The sequence below is a fragment of the Pseudobutyrivibrio sp. ACV-2 genome, assembly GCF_900107545.1.
GTDB lineage: Bacteria > Bacillota > Clostridia > Lachnospirales > Lachnospiraceae > Pseudobutyrivibrio.
Genome location: NZ_FNQZ01000009.1, coordinates 1 through 16113, shown reverse-complemented (window position 1 = coordinate 16113; position 16113 = coordinate 1). Strand labels below are relative to the sequence as shown.

Sequence of the window (16113 nt, the reverse complement as noted above, 5' to 3'; positions counted from 1 at the left end):
GGGATATGCAAATAACATCGCCACTTCGTAAATTTTACGAGGTCCTTTTTTGTATCCTGATATAATGTGCACATGCTTGAGTTACAACTTCATAACATGCTCCCCGGTCGGTGGGTGGGGGATAGTTCACCGACAGTGACTGTAAGCGGCTTCAGCTTATAAGGTTTCTTGATTTTCTTAGGAAAATCAAAACCTTGAAATACTTACAGGGATATTCCAGCCTAAAGGAAATTGGTAATTGATATTAATACGTACTTATTTGAAAGCGAGGTATCTGCAATGGAAAATATAACACCTAGAGAAATGGCAATCAGACAGACAGGAATGAGAACTTACCAGGTTGAAGTAAAACTTCTTGAAGAAGAGGTTGTAGACCAGGAAACAATTGATAAAACACTTCAAGGTTTAGTTGATTTCACAATGAATGAATTGAAGGAACAGAAATATATTCCAGCTGATTCGGAAGCATCAATCACAAACACAACCCAGTCGCCTGATAATAACGTGGTAATCTCCGTAAAGTGGCGCACAGCATCGAACGATATCTATATTGTTTGTGATACACTTGATGCTGTGATAACTACTGCAAAGCAAATGAAGCCAGTTTCACACATCTTGGATGAACAAGATCTTGCGGTGTATAAGGATCCAGCCCATAAAAAATATGCAATACGTTTCGAACTTCCTTCTGATACCGTAGCTTATAGACCGTTGGAAGCCTCATTAGTTCACATCTGTGATTACAATGACATTCATTTGCGCGACGCACTTAACTTCCCTGTGGAGTATTGGGCAGAGCATGGGGAAATGATTTGCAAGGATTTGTTTATGCTGGCTGCGATGTAGAAAGGATATGTGAGAATTAATGGAATCATACTATCTGATTGATTTTGAAAATGTTAATAGTGCTGGACTAGAAAGCAAGAAGCTTTTGACAGACCAGGACACTGTGATTATCTTTTTTACAAAAAATGCAAGTAAGATAGACATGTCTGTCCTTTCAAAAGTTGATAGGGCAAAACTCCAATTTATTGAAGTGCCATCAGGAAAGCAGTCACTTGACATGCACTTAAGCTCATTTGTTGGAAATCTACTATCAGAGGCAGAAAGAAGGATAGTTGTGGTAAGCAAGGATCATGATTATGATTCAATCATTAAATTTTGGAAAACCAGACTGGGCGCAGATATAGAGCGGATTGACAGTATGAGCGACTGCAACTCTGGAAGTATTTCAACTAGGGTCAGTATTATTTCATCTCCTTATAAGCTAGAACAAAGCAAGGTGTTAAATGAGATAGGCTATACAGATGTAGAAATAAAGTATGTTGAAAAGCTGATAGGCAAACATTTAAATGAGAAAAATGGTAAGCAGCAGATATATCGAAGCATAGTTTCCAAGTATGGTCAGGAGCAGGGGCTTAAGTTATATAGAGATGTTAAGAAGATTTTTTGTTAGGTTTAGGGGTACAGGATGGAAGATTTTTTATGCTGGCTGATATGTAGAAAAGAATTCTATTGTTTATGAAGTATTATGCGATTAGTGATATCCATGGAAATGTTAAAGCCCTTGATGAGGCTTTAACATTAATTGATTTAAACAATCCAGACAACAAGCTGATTCTGTTAGGTGACTATGTTCATGGCAGGGATAGTGTCGCTGTGATTGATAAGGTTATGGCTCTTGAAGAAAAATATGGTAAGGATAGAGTCGTGGTGCTAAGAGGTAATCATGAAGAACTGGTACTAGAAGGTGAATCATTATTTTTGCATGATACTGTAGTGAGAAAAATTCCCAATGCAGATTTGAGAAAGTATAAGAAATGGATGAAGCAACTGCGACTTTTTTACAGAACAAAAGATCAGATATTTGTTCATGCCGGATTAAATGAGGGAGATGGCGAAGAAATGATAGATGAGGGGCGAACAGTTGATGATTATTTACTAGGGACTCCCGATGATTGGTTCACAAATATGTATCCGCCAAACACAGGTAAATTTGTGACAGATGTTATTGCAGGTCATACGGGTACACATAAAATTTCAGGTAATCCGGATTTTCACGATATCTATTATGATGGCGAGTCACATTTTTATATTGACGGATCAGTGCAGTATAGCGGTGTGATACCTGTGCTTATGTTTGATACAGACACAAAGGAATATTATAGTTTGTCGCGAGATGGTCGAAGATTGCTGATTAAAAGATGAATGAGAAAATGGTTTGGACTTCGTAAATTTTACGAGGTCCTTTTTTGTACCCTGATATAATGTGAACATGCTTGAGTTACAACTTCATATTTGCTCCCCGGTCGGTGGGTGGGGGATAGTTCACCGACAGTGACTGTAAGCGGCTTCAACTTATAAGGTTTCCTGATTTACATGGAAAATCAAGGTCCTTGAAATACTTACAGGGATGTTCCAGCCTAAAGGAAATTGGTAATTGATGTTAATACATGGTTTAATGATGAAAGGAAGACTGTTTATGAATATTTTAGTTAACAATGGTGTAAAAAAGAACGATAAAACTTTAGAAGATAAAATTGCAATTCTAAAGGAAATACTTGCCGAGACTGGTGGTTGGGGAATCAATGAATTACTAATGGGAATATGTGACTACTATAATTCATGGCATATGAATCATATGGATGAAACATATGCAAAGCTTGCTAGGGCATATGATTATGATTACTTAGTTGAAAGCCTAAAGCAATGGACTGAAGAAGAAAATCACGATTAGAAACGGAGGTGAAAGAATGAGTGACTGGGGAACAGTAGTTTTTTTATATGATTATGAGTGGGACTTCAAATGGGAATTTTGGAAGGAAGACGGTGAAACTGTACGAGAAACAACAAGAGGAATAATAGTTAAGCATTATAAATATTCTGGAATAAGTGGAATAGTACAACATGCTTATTATGGCATGAGATACTTTATGGAAAGATTTGATCATTCAGGCTTGGATTTATCAGACTATAGAAGAGGAAGGTCTTCGAGTCTGCCAGAGATTAAAACAGCATTTGATGTTTTTATGGACCAGGGAATCATTGAATTGGGGTATGATTCAGTAGAATATGTTATCAAAAATTGGGGAAGAAATAAAAAGAGATATGAAGAAAAACCTAGCGAATTGAAATATGATCTATTTGCCGGAGATGGAACCGATGGCTATTTCTATATTTATTTTAGCGGCAAGCCGGAAACTGGATACTCACTGAAATACACCTACGTACTAGGAAACGACCTTCATGATATTCAACATGCCTTTAAAAATGCTTGTGGTGGTGAGTATAATTATAAGAATAATAAAGATGAAATTGATAAGGCAATTAAGTTCTTTGAGGAAAAAGGAATCTTAATCACATCAGAGAAAGATGTAAAATTCATTGAAAACAGGGGTGCGACTATAGTGCAGCAAGCAATGGAAAGGAATTAGTTACTTGGGACTTCGTAAATATTACGAAGTCCATTTTTATGCCCTGATACAATGAATACATCAAAACAAAGTAAGGAAAGGGGATACAAAATGCCAAATATTATTTTAGATTCAGTTAGAGGTCCACAGCCAGTACCAATTGATGATATGTTCTTAAAGAACAGGAAAATCTTTCTTGTGGGGGAAGTGAATGATGCCTCTTGCAATAATTTGATCAAGCAGCTCCTTTATTTGGAAGCAGAGGACAACACACAGCCAATTACATTGTTCATCAATTCTCCAGGTGGGGATGTTGGCTCAGGACTTGCTGTTTACGACACAATTAGATTAATGAAAAGCCCAGTCACTGCAGTGGTGACAGGGATAGCTGCAAGTATGGGAAGTATTATTCTCCTGGCTTGCGATAAGGATAAGCGTCTAATGCTTCCTAGCAGTAAGGTAATGATTCATGACTGTAGCTGGGGGCATCGCGAGATGGGCGGAATGAAGCCTTTTGAAATTGAGCAGGAATTGAGACAGCTTGAACAGGTTAATGAAAGGCTGGTATCTATCATCGCAGAACGAACTGGTAAGACTGTGAAGCAGGTCTCAAAGGTGACCATGTCCGATAGTTACTTTAATGCTGAGGAAGCCATTGAATTTGGACTTGCTTCAAAGGTGATAGATTCAGATTGCCTCAGGGATTTGATGAAAAGAACTATGGTGTAATAAGAAAAACGAACCTGAACTTCATGGCTCAGGTTCGTAATCATCATTAGTATAATCAAGTTTGATTAGCTCGTCGGCTCTGCGGAACAAATCATTTTTGCCGTATTCGTTCAAACTTCTGTATTTATTTATTATATCTAGTTCATCCTGGCTGAGGCTTGGGGTGGTGGTTGGAGGAGCGATTAAAACAGAAGCGTCGATTTTGAATAACTCACACATCTTGTTAATCATATCCATGCTTGGTTCTGTGCGATCTATTTCCCACGAAGAAATAGTCTTGTCACTGATACCAAGAATTGCAGCCAAATCCTTTTGCTTCAAGCCTTTGAGTTTGCGATGGTATTTTATTTTTTGCCCAATGCTCACGAGAGTCCTCCTTGCTTTTAGCTAGTTTGATTATACTATAGGAGTTTTAAATTATGAAGATATTTGAAAAAAGAGTTGAACCTGAAAAAGGCTCAGTTAGACTGATTTTGATTACATATTTACTCTGCATAGCAATGCCTTTATCAGTTAAGTTTTGTGTAAAACAGATTGATGAATATAACGTACAGTATGATTCTCAACTACTTTTAGATGAGCTAGATAAGAAGCGCTATGTCCAAAGAATGGAGGAGCGGGAAGAACAGCGTATTGCGCGAGAAAAAGAGCAGCAGGAAATGGATGAATTCGTAAAGAAAGTGTTGGAGATGGTTGATGGAGAGAACGACAAAGATACTGAAAGTAATTGATAGTGTTTTTATATGGATAATTATATTGTCACTTGTAACTGGACTATGTTTTTTGCATGAAGCTAATGTGGCAAAAGAACGGCATCAGCTTATAGAAGAGACATTGATGGGAATTTCCTTCGACAGTTCAGAATCATACGCCGGTTTACGAGAGGAATACTTGCCACAGTTTGCTGATGAAAAAGTTTGGGGAGAATTGTTTCCACCAGAACCGACTACTACTTTTGACGGAAATACTATAGGTCACATAGATGCTCAGCATATGGAGTTAGATGTTGAAGAGATATATATCAATCTGAGTAGCGAAGGAAACTTCGTAGCAAACCTCCGAGTAGTCAGCAATTGGGGAGTGCATTTTAGTATCTTTTTTGTGGGAACTGTTGATGGTGATGGGGTTAGGTTTACGAAGATGTATTAGAGGATACTATTCACAGTAACATTGAGTTTGACAAAGTTATTAAAAGTTATTAAACTTATTATAAGTTATTAAGACTTATTAAACTTTTTAAAAGTTATTAAAACTTATTAAACTTTGTAAGAGGAAACATTATGTCAAATCCATTTAATATCAGTTTTGGTAAAGAACCAGCCAGATTAATTGCTAGAACATCTCAAGTCAAAAAGGTAATAGATACCTTTAACAGTGAGCATCCATCTACACAAGCCTATATGATTACAGGAGTCAGGGGATATGGTAAAACAGTAACCATGACTTATATTGAGCATAAACTTGCAAAGGATGATACTTGGATTACAGTGCCACTAAATCCCAATATGGATTTGCTAGAGGCGCTGGCTGCACACTTATGTGAAAACAAGATATTGTCGGCTGCCTTTATGAAGGCGGATATAAATGTTTCTGCCTTCGGGATCAGTGCTAGTATTGGTTCAGATAGACCAACTGCTACAGTAGAGGTTCAGCTTATAAAGATGCTTAAGGTTGTTAAAAAGCTTGGAAAAAAAGTTCTGATAACCATAGACGAGGTTGTAAAAAATTATAATATAATAGCTTTCGCATCATCTTTTCAGACTTTCATAAGAGAAGATTATCCAGTATTTTTGCTTATGGCTGGGCTTTTTGAGAATATTAGAAATCTGCAAAATGAGAATACATTAACATTTTTATATAGAACGCCAAGAATCGATCTTAAGCCGCTTGGAATAGTGGGAATGGCTAACAATTATAAAGAGGTTTTTGATATTACTTCCGATGAGGCAGAAGAGATGGCTCGATTTACAAAAGGGTATCCATATGCTTTTCAAACTCTAGGATATTTAAAATGGGAGAACAACCAACCATTGGAAAGTCTTATTCCTGAGTTTGATAGCATGATGGAAGATTTTGCTTATGAAAAAATATGGTCCGAATTATCTGAAGGAGACAAGAAGGTTATCCAAGCTATATCAAAAAACGGCGGTGTTATGAAAACAAAGGATATCCAGGCAGCAACAGGTAATACATCTAGCAGCTTTTCCACATATCGTAAGCGTCTTAAAGAAAAAGGACTGATTGATGTATCAGATTATGGTCAGGCAAAACTGACTCTCCCTAGATTTGGAGAAATCGTTAATGCTTGGGGAGAAATATAAGTCCTGAATGAAAATAGAATTATAAACTAAATCTGGTCGGCTGGAATCTCCAGTCGGCTTTTTGCTTCAGGAAAAGATGTGCGGAGAGTAGCGGGGCGTAGAATTGTGTAGATTACTAGTGGAACCTACGAAAATCTATTGAATGCGTGGCGAGTAGAGCGTATAATACAGTTAATCTACAATAATCTACATGGAGCGCGATGGTAAAGGGAAAGTATGAAAGTTAGAGAAGTAAAATGCCCCAAATGTGGGCACGAGTTTATGTGGATGGAAACAGTAGCTTCGTTAGAAACAATAGATAGAATTAGATTCATACGAGATATTTGTGATGAAGAAGATGTGGAAACCCTGATTGCAGGGGCATTCGGTTGTGGTGTGTTTGCTCAAAAGCCTGAAATGGTAGCGCATTATTTCAGAGAATACTTTTCTGATACAAAAGTTAAGGCTGTTATATTTGCAGTTCCACCAGATCGAAACTATGTAGCATTTGAAAGAGAGTTTAAATAAGAGGAATAACTATGACGCTAGATGAAATAAAAATAAAGACTCAGTCTGATGAATATGATTTTTTAATAACGAATGAACATCTTGGAAGCAACATTATTTATATGTTTCGCCTATCGGGCAGGAACTTTTGAATAATAGAAAAATGTTCCTATCGAAGAAAGCTGTGCATTCGTTTGGCGGTTATGCTAATCAGCAATTGTATCGCCTGCAACAGAAGTCAGCTAGTAAGTTAAAACAGTCAGATTTAGAAGAGCATATTTTAAAAACTCTAGAGCATATGAGGACAGATTTTTCTTCTAGGTATTCGAATGTGCAGGACGATGGAATTAATCTGTATATAGATCGGGCCATTCAAGAAGGCTTTGATACAGAAATCTTTATGGACGTTAAGCTTTCACACTATCCGCTTAGAGATTATTGTGGGCTGTGGGCAGAACTCCAGAATACAGTTAAGGCTTATGGAAAAGTTGGCCGACGTAATGAAAAAGCCATTGCCCATAATAAAATAGGAAAACACAGTATGCACCTCATTAGGCTTTATATGATGTGCTTGGATCTTCTAGAAAAAGAGGAGATTGTAACATATCGTGAGAAAGAACATGATTTGCTGATGGATATTAGAGATGGGAAATATCTTGATTCTAATGATAAGCCTACACCAGAATTTTTTGAAATGGTAAATGAATATGAAAAGAGATTAGATTACGCCAAGGCTAACACATCTTTGCCAGATGAACCTAACTATGAGGCGATTAATGAGTTCGTGATGAGTGTTAATGAAAGGGTTGTAACATGCAGTTTTTAGGATGAATTATGAAACTATATATCAGCGATACCCATTTTGGGCATAAAAATGTAATACTTAATTCACCTGAGGCTATGAAGTACTTTGACTCAATAGAAAAACTTGATTATGTTTCAGATGGAGATAAGCAAATAGTACTCTGCCATTATCCACTTGCTGAGTGGTACAAGTCCAGACACGGATCATGGCATATTTACGGTCACATCCATGGCAACAAGAATGAGACCTATGAGTTTATGAAAGCTAGGGAACATGCTGTCAATGCAGCAGCTTGTATCAATAATTATATGCCTGCCTCTATGGACGAACTAATAAGGAATAATGAGATTTTTAAAAGCAGGGGGAACTAATGATTTACATTACAGGTGATACTCACCGTGATTTTGTTCGGTTTGAAAAATGCAATTTTCCAGAACAAAAAGAAATGACCAAGGATGACTATGTGATTATTCTTGGGGATTTTGGTGGTGTCTGGGATTCAAATTACCATAAGAAGAATTATAAAGAAATATTGGATAAAGATTTTGATTGGTCCAAAGAACCAATCAGTGAAAAGATGCTTCTTGATGAATTGGAGAAGAAGAATTTCACAACTCTTTTCATTACAGGTAATCATGAGAATTATGACCGACTTCGCACATATCCTGATAAGGAGTGGCATGGTGGAGTAGTAAAAGTAATCAGGCCATCGGTTTTACTTCTAAAGAGAGGCTATGTATTTGATATAGGTGGTTTCAAATGTTTATCTATGGGTGGAGCTAGAAGTCATGATATTTGGGGAGGAGTATTTGATTTGGACGATCCAGATTTTCAGAAGAAAGTAGCTAGAGCACGAAGGGCTTATGAGCCATTCAGGATTAATCATCTCTCTTGGTGGAAAGAGGAAATTCCATCTGAAGAAGAACAACAAAGAGCTATGGACATCCTAGAGGTTAACAACTGGAAGGTGGATTATGTATTTACCCATGAGGCCCCTGCTTCAGATTTAGCTTTAATAAGTAGGATGTATAAGCCCGATGAGTTTAGCAAATTCTTGGAGGGAATAAAACAGTCATTAGATTATAAGCACTGGTTCTTTGGACACTATCATGAAAATAGAAATATTACAGATAAAGACCATGTCTTATATGAACAGATAACACGAATAGATTACCACCCATCGGCAGAAGATAGTGCTTTCAATTCATAGAATGAAGGGTAGGCGAAAAATGGGAAGAGATTGCTTTTAACAATCTACTAATTTACAATTATGTATCATAGCTATTTAGGTATAGAGCAATTGCTTCGAGGTGAAAGATGCTTAAGGTATATTACGGAACTTTAGATGAAGCCTTATATGGCCCGGCATGGTTTTTGAACAACTATGAGCAGTCATGGTTTGAGGATCCATTTGTTCAGGCTATGGTCGTGGATGTAGATAAAACTGAATATAAAGAAGGAGAAGTTTTTGAAAGTAGTGTCCTTGGCGCGATTCCTCCAGAGAGGTTATCTGGTGGTGTAAAGACTTTGATTTCAATTTATAAAAATCCTGACCTTATTTTTGATGCTACCAGCTGTGGGGATAATTGTGCAAAGTGGCTTTTGGAAATAGGAAAAGTGGCTGATATTAAAGTAACTTTGCGTTACGCAATGAGATTTCCAGAAAATGATGCATTTGAGATCTCACTGGAGAATAATAAAACGATATATACAAATAGGCGAGAGTATACATTAGCTGCACTTAGTGTTATAGACGAGGAACTGTAATGAAGGGGAAGCATCATATTATTGTTGAGACTAAAAAAATTAAATACGAGTTTGATGTTAAGCGAAATATTACTGTGATTCGTGGTGATAGTGCTACTGGTAAAACTACACTGATTGAACTTCTAAGTCAGTATGCTAGGTTTTCAGAGCGAACCGGTATTAGAGTTGACTCGGATGTACCGTGTCTAGTATATGCAGATGGTTTGGTATCCTGGCAGGAATCACTGTCAGCTACAAAGGATTCTATTGTTTTTATCGATGAAGATTTTGATTTTATAAAGACAAAAGAATTTGCATCTGTAATCAAAGGCAGTTCAAATTATTATGTTTTAATTACTCGTGATTATCTTAAGAATCTGCCATATAGCATTAATGAGGTATATGGGATTAGAAATTCTGGCAGATTTAATTATCCTCAGCAAATCTATAATGAATTTTATCCATTGTATGCCAAAAGATATTATTGAGTAAAATGCTGTATTAGAGTTTAATATGTATAGTTCATAGGACTTCGTAAATTTTACGAGGTCCTTTTTTGTACCCTGATATAATGTGCACATAGTTGATGACCAACTTTTATTAAAGAAAGGAAGACTATATATGAGTAATTTAGTTAATAATGGTAACGTAGAAAAGAACGGAAAAACTTTAGGGTGAGCTTGCGGCTGCTAGGAAATACCAATTCGAATGCTAAAGAAAAGTGGCCAACAGAGTGGAAATCATTGGGCTTGTAGCCGTAACAGATTGGCTTTTTTATATGTGTGATACTTCTGTGATACTTGATTTTATATACTGTGTTCATCAAATAGAACAACAGACAAAACAAAAAATAAAACAACAGATAAAAATCTTGGATACAGGAGGACATGATTATGATTTTAGTATTTGGTTATTTATTATTCTTAATTCTTGGCGTAGCAGTATTTATTTACACAAAGGATACAGACGATGACTTTTTCGATTACAGTCCAGAGGAAAGTGTCATTGGTGATGCCTACACTTACAATTTTATAGAGTCCGACTACGAGCGTGTAGAGAAAGCTTTGGTAGATTTCGCAGATGAGCTTGCTTTTGCTTAATCAAAAAATGTAATTAGTGGAAAGTAATTTTGTCTACGTAATCATACATACTGTACAAGAAAATAATAGAAAATATGTTTGCTTTTTCAAGTCTATCCCTAAACAATAGTGATAGACTTTTTTCTTGTATGAAATAGATTTGAAAGAGAGCAGGTAAAGGGTGAGGACAGATATAGATACCGACTTCGACCCAGATGGGCGCAGCTGAGGTTATCAATTTCGATACCGTAGCTGAATAAAATAAAGAGTATAAAACAAAGGGGCTGTGAAGTATATAAAAACTGTACAGTGAGGGATTATGATGATTGCCTGTGGGCATTTATAGCGATCATTATCAGGCAAATGATTGCAGAAGAGTTTTGCAAGGACATCGAAGGACTTAGTAAAATTTACGAAAAAAACACAGCTTGCTGATAGAATTGGTTTTGGAGGTCGAAAATTATGGATAAAAAGAAAATATATGCACCAATGGTTGTAGAACACATTGCACGTAGTTCAATGACGCGTGATGAAATAGAACAGCGCCCTTTGGCGCACTTATATAGAATCAAGGGTAAGGCAAAGGGCTATGAGACTTTACCTGAAGAATGTGTGATTTTTTCAAATCTGGAAAACAACGAAAACCTTGTGGCAGATATGGACCAGTTTTCGAAGGAATTTGAGGTATATCAGGAACCAGAGTATGAAATAGAGTTTATCAATAGCTTTATTGAAAGAAAGCTAGATGAAGTTGGTGGGCCTATATATTCAAGAAAGCTTCAATTATATTTTGAAAAATACAATGATGAGTACAGATGTATGGCTATATATCATATGGATGTATTTAATCTATCAAGCTACTTAGCTATGTACCCAGATTTTGCTACATCTTGTAATGAGTCACTCATTGATGCTGTCAATAAGTTACGTAAAACAGGTGAGTTTCATTGGTATTTAGGCGAACCACCTATCGACAAATGTTATGCTAAAGGTAAAACGCCATATGACGCTTTACAGAGACTTCGTAGAAATTACGAGTATCTGTCTTGTCATATTCTCCGCAGACCGGAAGGACAGTGGGACAAGGTTAAATGGTTTGATGCACTTAATTGTTATACCGATACAAGCCTTATAGGAATATATGATATTTGATTATTCTGTGGCTACTTTATGAGGGAAAATGTAGATGTTAACGTATTCCGATATTGAAGAATTTGATATTCGCAAGAAAAAACTTGAGTACCGTTATATTGGATTACTTGATTTGGTAAGTGGTGCAGATGAAGTATATTGGGATGCATCTTGTGATACATCCTTAAAGAATCATGTCTCAGAGGAGTTCCTTACGGCGATGGAGTTGTATCACGGTTACCGCTTTCAGTTGGAGAGTACAAAAAGCCTGTTGGATGAACTGGAGCCAGTTCAGTTGTCTGATGAGGATAAAGAATTGTACGGCACTTTTTTCGATACAGTAACAAGTCTTGCAGTTTACAACGAACCAGGTGAGATTAGCTGGTTTGGAACGCCTGGCACATGGCGAGCAGTTATTGAAAGGATTAAATATCCATTAAGCTATAAGACATCTGCTGAACTTCACAAGGATTTGATTATTTGGAATGAAATTATTGAGGAAGGCAAAATGTTTCTTGGTGGGGAAAGTGTTCCTGAAGGAATATTTTATAGTTTGTCCTGTGCATATACAGAGGTTACTGGTGAAAAGCTGTCATCTTTATTGACCAAACCTCAGCGAAAAGCCGCAATGGCGCTGATGACGGAGAAGGAACTAAAATATCTTGAGGTTGCTCAAAAACATGATGAAAAATTAAGCTCGAAAATTAGGCAGGAGCAAGATAGGGAGGATGAACTTTTTTATCAACAAATTACTGATGACGAAATAGAGAAAAAATTTGCTGGTCACGAGGACGTAATTAAATCAATTAAAGATCTTAGGAATCAGCTCAAGAGACTGGGAAATCCAACATCAGAGCAAATGCACCTCGTGCAGCGAGTAATGAAGAAATCAACTCATAAAATGTTTGATTCCATAGGAAAACATAGAGGCGACGCAAGTGATTGGAGGGTTTGTTTTGATTCTGAAGGGATAAAAACTGCATCCAAACTTCTTCTGAAAAAAGGTGTAGAAATGTATAACAGAAGACATTTTCAGGAAGACTGTGTGAATGCATTGTATTTGGCTTTGTCTAGTAATGGTATTGGATCATGGCTGGATAAAGAAAGATTTTATGCTGTATATGATAATATGCAGGAGGCTATATCAAACTCCAACAAAACGATAGAGGAGATCAAGTATGGGAATAAAAGATGAAGTTTTGTCCCAGATACGAGACGACTATCACCGACATAAAGAAAAATCTTTTTTGTATAAGTACATCCTGGAACATAATGAAAAATTAGAAAAGAAGCTACGGGATACCCCTGCTAATAAGCGAGAAGCGACTATTCTTAAATCTATTCAGGATACGATGATTAACTACGGATACCCGCTATCCTACAAGGAATCAACTAAAGAAAAAACTAGTAATCCGCCATTGGAAATGGTGGATGCATGGTATGAGTACGAAGGAACAACGACAGGCTCAATAGAAGAATTTGATAGATTATATAAAAGCATATGTAAGTCTGAATCCAGTGATTCAATACTAATTCCAGTTAGGGTTGATTCTGTAACGGGGGTAGGTCTTTATATCATTGGAAAAGATTATTATCAAAGAGGCTATTTCACGTATCCGCAATCTATTCATTGTGGAATTGATTTTATTTCCAATTGGGAGGAAATAGATAGTAAAGGAATTTTTTTATCTATAGCATATGCTTATGCTCATATTGCATGTACCAGCGTAAAAGAAGCATATGAGGATTTTAATAATGAGAAGCTAGATTGTCTGGAGGAGTTCGGTGAAATGAATGGTCATATACCGGCTGACTGCCCAGAGGGAATTAAGAAGTATTTTAAGGAATAAGAGCTAGTTGTTCCAGAACTGATTGCTCAAAGGAGGAAGGTATGGGACAAAAAATATACGTAGTTGATGGTGATTTGTACAATCCTGATGAAAAAGATGATAAGCTGGCTGAAGAGTATAGGGATTTATTTGGGATGAGCCAAGAGAAAAGAAAAGATTTCATGGGGCGTGAAATGTTGAAAAAAATTGAGCATTATGGACAGTACGTTATAATTCGTTGGCAAAAGTAATCAGTAAATATGGAGGCTTATTTTCGTGGAAGAAAATATTAATTTTGAAATGACAGATGAAGAGCGTGAAGAGTATGGTGATTTTATTTTCATGTGCCCTAATTGTGGTGAAAAATTTCCTATGCATTATGACTTGTGCCCTAAGTGCGAGATAACTGAGACTGAGTTTTATAAAGGCGATTTAGAATTATGGAAGTCTTTACGTGAACAAATACGTGGAGTAGAGGAATTAAGAGTGCAGGAAGCAATCGAAGACTATGAAAAAGATAAACGGCACCGTGAATTTGAAAGTGATTGGGATGATGACGATTTGTTTTTTGACGAAAATTATTTCGATTTGACTTAGGAAGTCGAAGTTTCTGTAAAAGGATTTATTACTTAGAGGAGTGTTATGGCAATTTGGATTTATAGAGCAGGAAGAAAAGGTGAGCATGAGAAGAAGTTTTTAGATGATGGCAGGATATATTTGACCTGGAGTAATCTGGACAAGAGCTTTGCTGGAGAGTCTGAAGCTAATATAAAGAAAATTATCAGGCAGGCCTTTCCATGGTTATCAAAGGAAAAGCTGGAGGATTATTATTTTCTGATTTGTCCAATCGTAAATGCGATAAAAAAAGATGACTTGATTATTCTTCCAAGCAAGTTTTCAAATACATTTCATTTTGGAAGAGTGGAAGGAGACTATGAGTTTGATGAAGTAGCTCCAGAATATTATAAGCATTCAAGGGTGGTAGATTGGTTCGCAACAGATATTTCAAAGGATTTATTTGATAATCAAATTATCTATGATACCAATATTAGAAATTCTGTTGGTATGATAAAGAATAAAGATATCACTGAGTGCATCGAATATATGGTAGAGCACGACTGGAATCGACCTCCTATGAAGCCATTTGATGAAGACTATGAAATGGATTGGGAAGCTGCAGCTAAATCAACCATATCAAAATATATATACAAGAATTTCAAAGGTTATGATATGGAAGATTTAATCTGTGAAATCCTTAAGACCAAAGGCTTTACAGTTTACAATGGACCTAAGGGACCGGATGGAGGTCAGGACTTGCTTGCAGCAGCTGGTGATATGGGATTTGAATCTCCTAAAATATGTGTACAGGTTAAAACCCAAAATTCTCATGTAAAAAAAGAAGTAGTGGATAAACTGTCACAGACTATAGAAAAGTTTCATGCGGAATATGGATTATTTGTAGCCTGGAATGGATTTGATAAAGCAGTGAAGCCGGCAGATTATTTTTATAGTATTCGCCTATGGACCAGCAAAGAGGTGGTTGATGAGGTGCTAAAATACTACGACAAGTTAAGTCCTGAAATGCAGCAGCGTATACCGCTTAAGCATATTTGGATTTTGAATGATGTAAGGTAAAAAGTTAATTGTTGAGCAGGAGGTAAAGAGATGGAAAATTTTGCATTTGTAGACGGTTCTTTTAACAAAGATACGAAAGTATATGGCTACGGTGGATTCTTAAATGTGGCTGGTGAAAAAATAGTTCTGCAAGGACATGGGGACGTAAAAGAATTTGCAGAAAGTAGAAATGTGGCTGGAGAGGTCTTTGGAAGCATGGCTGCAATCCAAAAGGCAATTGAGCTTGGCGTAGAAGAATTGAAAATCTACTATGATTATGAAGGTATTGAAAAATGGGCCAGTGGAGAATGGAAAGCAAATAAGGCTCTTACAAAGTTTTATAGTGGATATATTGCAGCTGCTAAAAATGTAATTAAAATCGAGTTTGAACATGTTAAAGCTCATACCGGAATAGATGGAAATGAGGAAGCTGATCGTTTGGCGAAAGAAGCGGTGGGCTTATAGTTAAAACAGAATAAGTTATTCAGAGAATTGAGGCTTCGTAGATTTTACGAAGCCTATTTTGTTCCACTGTACAATGTGTACATGCTTTGAGTTACAGAAATTTGTTTTTACAGAAAGGAACAATTATATGAATAAAAATTTAAATGAAAAGTAAGCGGCAAATATAAAGCTCTCGAATACGCCCTTTCAAATTAGTAGTATTAAAGAAAAACTACTGATTTGGAGGGCGTTTTGTTATGGATAAAAAAGTCATGGATGTTAGATTGAAGTCCTGGATACCAGTTTTTGAAGAACAAGCCAGAAGTGGATTAACTAAGCAAGCTTTTTGCGAGAAAAATAACATTAAGCGTGGCGATTTCTTTTACTGGCAGCGCCAAGCCAGGGAATATTTTCTTGATCAACAAGAGGAAACAAAATCATCAAGTAAAACTACAGAAAAAGAAGAAACAGCTCTAGGCTTTTATGAAATTTCAGCACCTAAAGCTGTATCCAAGC

25 protein-coding genes are annotated in these 16113 nt (G+C 36.5%); 24 read left to right on the top strand and 1 reads right to left on the bottom strand.

What is annotated here, in order from left to right; translation table 11 throughout:
* Window positions 1-279: 279 nt before the first annotated feature.
* The 6 genes from BLV53_RS10500 (at window position 280) to BLV53_RS10475 (ending at window position 4142) form a co-directional block, all read left to right on the top strand.
* On the top strand, window positions 280-846 hold the full coding sequence (locus tag BLV53_RS10500) for a hypothetical protein (protein ID WP_090300619.1): 567 nt from the start codon (window positions 280-282) through the stop codon (window positions 844-846).
* A gap of 19 nt (window positions 847-865) precedes the next feature.
* The gene (locus tag BLV53_RS10495; protein ID WP_090300618.1) at window positions 866-1456 is read left to right on the top strand and encodes a PIN domain-containing protein; all 591 of its coding nucleotides are present in this window, start codon (window positions 866-868) and stop codon (window positions 1454-1456) included.
* A gap of 65 nt (window positions 1457-1521) precedes the next feature.
* The gene (locus tag BLV53_RS10490) at window positions 1522-2208 is read left to right on the top strand and encodes a metallophosphoesterase (RefSeq protein ID WP_242879083.1); all 687 of its coding nucleotides are present in this window, start codon (window positions 1522-1524) and stop codon (window positions 2206-2208) included.
* Window positions 2209-2482: 274 nt separating this feature from the next.
* Complete coding sequence (locus BLV53_RS10485) at window positions 2483-2737, top strand: hypothetical protein (RefSeq protein WP_090300617.1); 255 nt, start codon at window positions 2483-2485, stop codon at window positions 2735-2737.
* Window positions 2738-2753: 16 nt separating this feature from the next.
* Window positions 2754-3434 carry a hypothetical protein gene (locus BLV53_RS10480; protein ID WP_090300615.1) on the top strand — a complete coding sequence of 227 codons (681 nt, stop codon included), beginning with the start codon at window positions 2754-2756 and terminating at the stop codon, window positions 3432-3434.
* Window positions 3435-3524: 90 nt separating this feature from the next.
* Window positions 3525-4142 (top strand): ClpP family protease, encoded by a 618-nt coding sequence (locus BLV53_RS10475; RefSeq protein ID WP_170830823.1) that lies wholly within the window; start codon window positions 3525-3527, stop codon window positions 4140-4142.
* A gap of 21 nt (window positions 4143-4163) precedes the next feature.
* Here the strand turns inward: BLV53_RS10475 and BLV53_RS10470 are convergent, their stop codons facing one another.
* Window positions 4164-4508 (bottom strand): helix-turn-helix domain-containing protein, encoded by a 345-nt coding sequence (locus BLV53_RS10470; protein ID WP_090300610.1) that lies wholly within the window; start codon window positions 4506-4508, stop codon window positions 4164-4166.
* A gap of 53 nt (window positions 4509-4561) precedes the next feature.
* On the opposite strand from BLV53_RS10470, the gene BLV53_RS10465 reads away from it, so the two are divergent.
* The 18 genes from BLV53_RS10465 to tnpA all read left to right on the top strand — a co-directional run.
* Window positions 4562-4873, top strand: a complete 312-nt coding sequence (locus BLV53_RS10465; protein WP_090300608.1) for a hypothetical protein — start codon at window positions 4562-4564, stop codon at window positions 4871-4873.
* Entirely contained in the window at window positions 4839-5291 is a 453-nt protein-coding gene (locus BLV53_RS10460) for a hypothetical protein (RefSeq protein WP_090300606.1), read from the top strand. Before BLV53_RS10465 ends, BLV53_RS10460 begins: the two co-directional genes overlap by 35 nt.
* Window positions 5292-5422: 131 nt before the next feature.
* Complete coding sequence (locus tag BLV53_RS10455; protein WP_207646233.1) at window positions 5423-6463, top strand: helix-turn-helix transcriptional regulator; 1041 nt, start codon at window positions 5423-5425, stop codon at window positions 6461-6463.
* A gap of 216 nt (window positions 6464-6679) precedes the next feature.
* Window positions 6680-6970: a poly(ADP-ribose) glycohydrolase catalytic domain-containing protein gene (locus BLV53_RS10450; protein WP_139298949.1), complete on the top strand. Its 291-nt coding sequence runs from the start codon at window positions 6680-6682 to the stop codon at window positions 6968-6970.
* 127 nt (window positions 6971-7097) lie between these two features.
* Entirely contained in the window at window positions 7098-7775 is a 678-nt protein-coding gene (locus BLV53_RS10445) for a hypothetical protein (protein WP_242879082.1), read from the top strand.
* 8 nt (window positions 7776-7783) lie between these two features.
* Window positions 7784-8125, top strand: coding sequence for a metallophosphoesterase family protein (locus BLV53_RS10440; protein WP_090300600.1), 342 nt, complete (start codon window positions 7784-7786; stop codon window positions 8123-8125).
* Window positions 8125-8964 carry a metallophosphoesterase family protein gene (locus BLV53_RS10435; RefSeq protein ID WP_090300598.1) on the top strand — a complete coding sequence of 280 codons (840 nt, stop codon included), beginning with the start codon at window positions 8125-8127 and terminating at the stop codon, window positions 8962-8964. The genes BLV53_RS10440 and BLV53_RS10435 overlap by 1 nt, the downstream gene beginning before the upstream one ends.
* 107 nt (window positions 8965-9071) lie before the next feature.
* A complete protein-coding gene (locus BLV53_RS10430; protein ID WP_090300596.1) occupies window positions 9072-9521 on the top strand; it encodes a DUF4869 domain-containing protein in 450 nt (149 codons plus the stop codon).
* Window positions 9521-9988, top strand: a complete 468-nt coding sequence (locus BLV53_RS10425; RefSeq protein ID WP_090300594.1) for a Fis family transcriptional regulator — start codon at window positions 9521-9523, stop codon at window positions 9986-9988. The genes BLV53_RS10430 and BLV53_RS10425 overlap by 1 nt, the downstream gene beginning before the upstream one ends.
* A 405-nt stretch (window positions 9989-10393) precedes the next feature.
* Window positions 10394-10600, top strand: coding sequence for a hypothetical protein (locus BLV53_RS10420; protein WP_090300591.1), 207 nt, complete (start codon window positions 10394-10396; stop codon window positions 10598-10600).
* A 441-nt stretch (window positions 10601-11041) separates the two neighbouring features.
* On the top strand, window positions 11042-11731 hold the full coding sequence (locus tag BLV53_RS10415) for a hypothetical protein (protein ID WP_090300590.1): 690 nt from the start codon (window positions 11042-11044) through the stop codon (window positions 11729-11731).
* Window positions 11732-11765: 34 nt separating this feature from the next.
* Window positions 11766-12905: a hypothetical protein gene (locus tag BLV53_RS10410; RefSeq protein ID WP_090300588.1), complete on the top strand. Its 1140-nt coding sequence runs from the start codon at window positions 11766-11768 to the stop codon at window positions 12903-12905.
* Window positions 12889-13560 carry a hypothetical protein gene (locus BLV53_RS10405; RefSeq protein ID WP_090300586.1) on the top strand — a complete coding sequence of 224 codons (672 nt, stop codon included), beginning with the start codon at window positions 12889-12891 and terminating at the stop codon, window positions 13558-13560. The genes BLV53_RS10410 and BLV53_RS10405 overlap by 17 nt, the downstream gene beginning before the upstream one ends.
* A gap of 41 nt (window positions 13561-13601) precedes the next feature.
* On the top strand, window positions 13602-13790 hold the full coding sequence (locus BLV53_RS10400; protein WP_090300584.1) for a hypothetical protein: 189 nt from the start codon (window positions 13602-13604) through the stop codon (window positions 13788-13790).
* Between the two features lie 25 nt (window positions 13791-13815).
* A complete protein-coding gene (locus tag BLV53_RS10395) occupies window positions 13816-14136 on the top strand; it encodes a hypothetical protein (protein WP_090300582.1) in 321 nt (106 codons plus the stop codon).
* 45 nt (window positions 14137-14181) lie between these two features.
* Complete coding sequence (locus BLV53_RS10390; RefSeq protein WP_090300580.1) at window positions 14182-15174, top strand: restriction endonuclease; 993 nt, start codon at window positions 14182-14184, stop codon at window positions 15172-15174.
* Between the two features lie 30 nt (window positions 15175-15204).
* Complete coding sequence (locus tag BLV53_RS10385; protein WP_090300578.1) at window positions 15205-15618, top strand: RNase H family protein; 414 nt, start codon at window positions 15205-15207, stop codon at window positions 15616-15618.
* Window positions 15619-15854: 236 nt separating this feature from the next.
* Window positions 15855-16113, top strand: a 259-nt coding sequence (tnpA, locus tag BLV53_RS10380; RefSeq protein WP_330388355.1) for an IS66 family insertion sequence element accessory protein TnpA, incomplete at its 3' end; no start/stop codon positions are given.

Coding starts and splice junctions, on each gene's coding strand:
- BLV53_RS10500 (WP_090300619.1), top strand. CDS start 280: ATGGAAAATATAACACCTAGAGAAATGGCAATCAGACAGACAGGAATG.
- BLV53_RS10495 (WP_090300618.1), top strand. CDS start 866: ATGGAATCATACTATCTGATTGATTTTGAAAATGTTAATAGTGCTGGA.
- BLV53_RS10490 (WP_242879083.1), top strand. CDS start 1,522: ATGAAGTATTATGCGATTAGTGATATCCATGGAAATGTTAAAGCCCTT.
- BLV53_RS10485 (WP_090300617.1), top strand. CDS start 2,483: ATGAATATTTTAGTTAACAATGGTGTAAAAAAGAACGATAAAACTTTA.
- BLV53_RS10480 (WP_090300615.1), top strand. CDS start 2,754: ATGAGTGACTGGGGAACAGTAGTTTTTTTATATGATTATGAGTGGGAC.
- BLV53_RS10475 (WP_170830823.1), top strand. CDS start 3,525: ATGCCAAATATTATTTTAGATTCAGTTAGAGGTCCACAGCCAGTACCA.
- BLV53_RS10465 (WP_090300608.1), top strand. CDS start 4,562: ATGAAGATATTTGAAAAAAGAGTTGAACCTGAAAAAGGCTCAGTTAGA.
- BLV53_RS10460 (WP_090300606.1), top strand. CDS start 4,839: ATGGAGAGAACGACAAAGATACTGAAAGTAATTGATAGTGTTTTTATA.
- BLV53_RS10455 (WP_207646233.1), top strand. CDS start 5,423: ATGTCAAATCCATTTAATATCAGTTTTGGTAAAGAACCAGCCAGATTA.
- BLV53_RS10450 (WP_139298949.1), top strand. CDS start 6,680: ATGAAAGTTAGAGAAGTAAAATGCCCCAAATGTGGGCACGAGTTTATG.
- BLV53_RS10440 (WP_090300600.1), top strand. CDS start 7,784: ATGAAACTATATATCAGCGATACCCATTTTGGGCATAAAAATGTAATA.
- BLV53_RS10435 (WP_090300598.1), top strand. CDS start 8,125: ATGATTTACATTACAGGTGATACTCACCGTGATTTTGTTCGGTTTGAA.
- BLV53_RS10430 (WP_090300596.1), top strand. CDS start 9,072: ATGCTTAAGGTATATTACGGAACTTTAGATGAAGCCTTATATGGCCCG.
- BLV53_RS10425 (WP_090300594.1), top strand. CDS start 9,521: ATGAAGGGGAAGCATCATATTATTGTTGAGACTAAAAAAATTAAATAC.
- BLV53_RS10420 (WP_090300591.1), top strand. CDS start 10,394: ATGATTTTAGTATTTGGTTATTTATTATTCTTAATTCTTGGCGTAGCA.
- BLV53_RS10415 (WP_090300590.1), top strand. CDS start 11,042: ATGGATAAAAAGAAAATATATGCACCAATGGTTGTAGAACACATTGCA.
- BLV53_RS10410 (WP_090300588.1), top strand. CDS start 11,766: ATGTTAACGTATTCCGATATTGAAGAATTTGATATTCGCAAGAAAAAA.
- BLV53_RS10405 (WP_090300586.1), top strand. CDS start 12,889: ATGGGAATAAAAGATGAAGTTTTGTCCCAGATACGAGACGACTATCAC.
- BLV53_RS10400 (WP_090300584.1), top strand. CDS start 13,602: ATGGGACAAAAAATATACGTAGTTGATGGTGATTTGTACAATCCTGAT.
- BLV53_RS10390 (WP_090300580.1), top strand. CDS start 14,182: ATGGCAATTTGGATTTATAGAGCAGGAAGAAAAGGTGAGCATGAGAAG.
- BLV53_RS10385 (WP_090300578.1), top strand. CDS start 15,205: ATGGAAAATTTTGCATTTGTAGACGGTTCTTTTAACAAAGATACGAAA.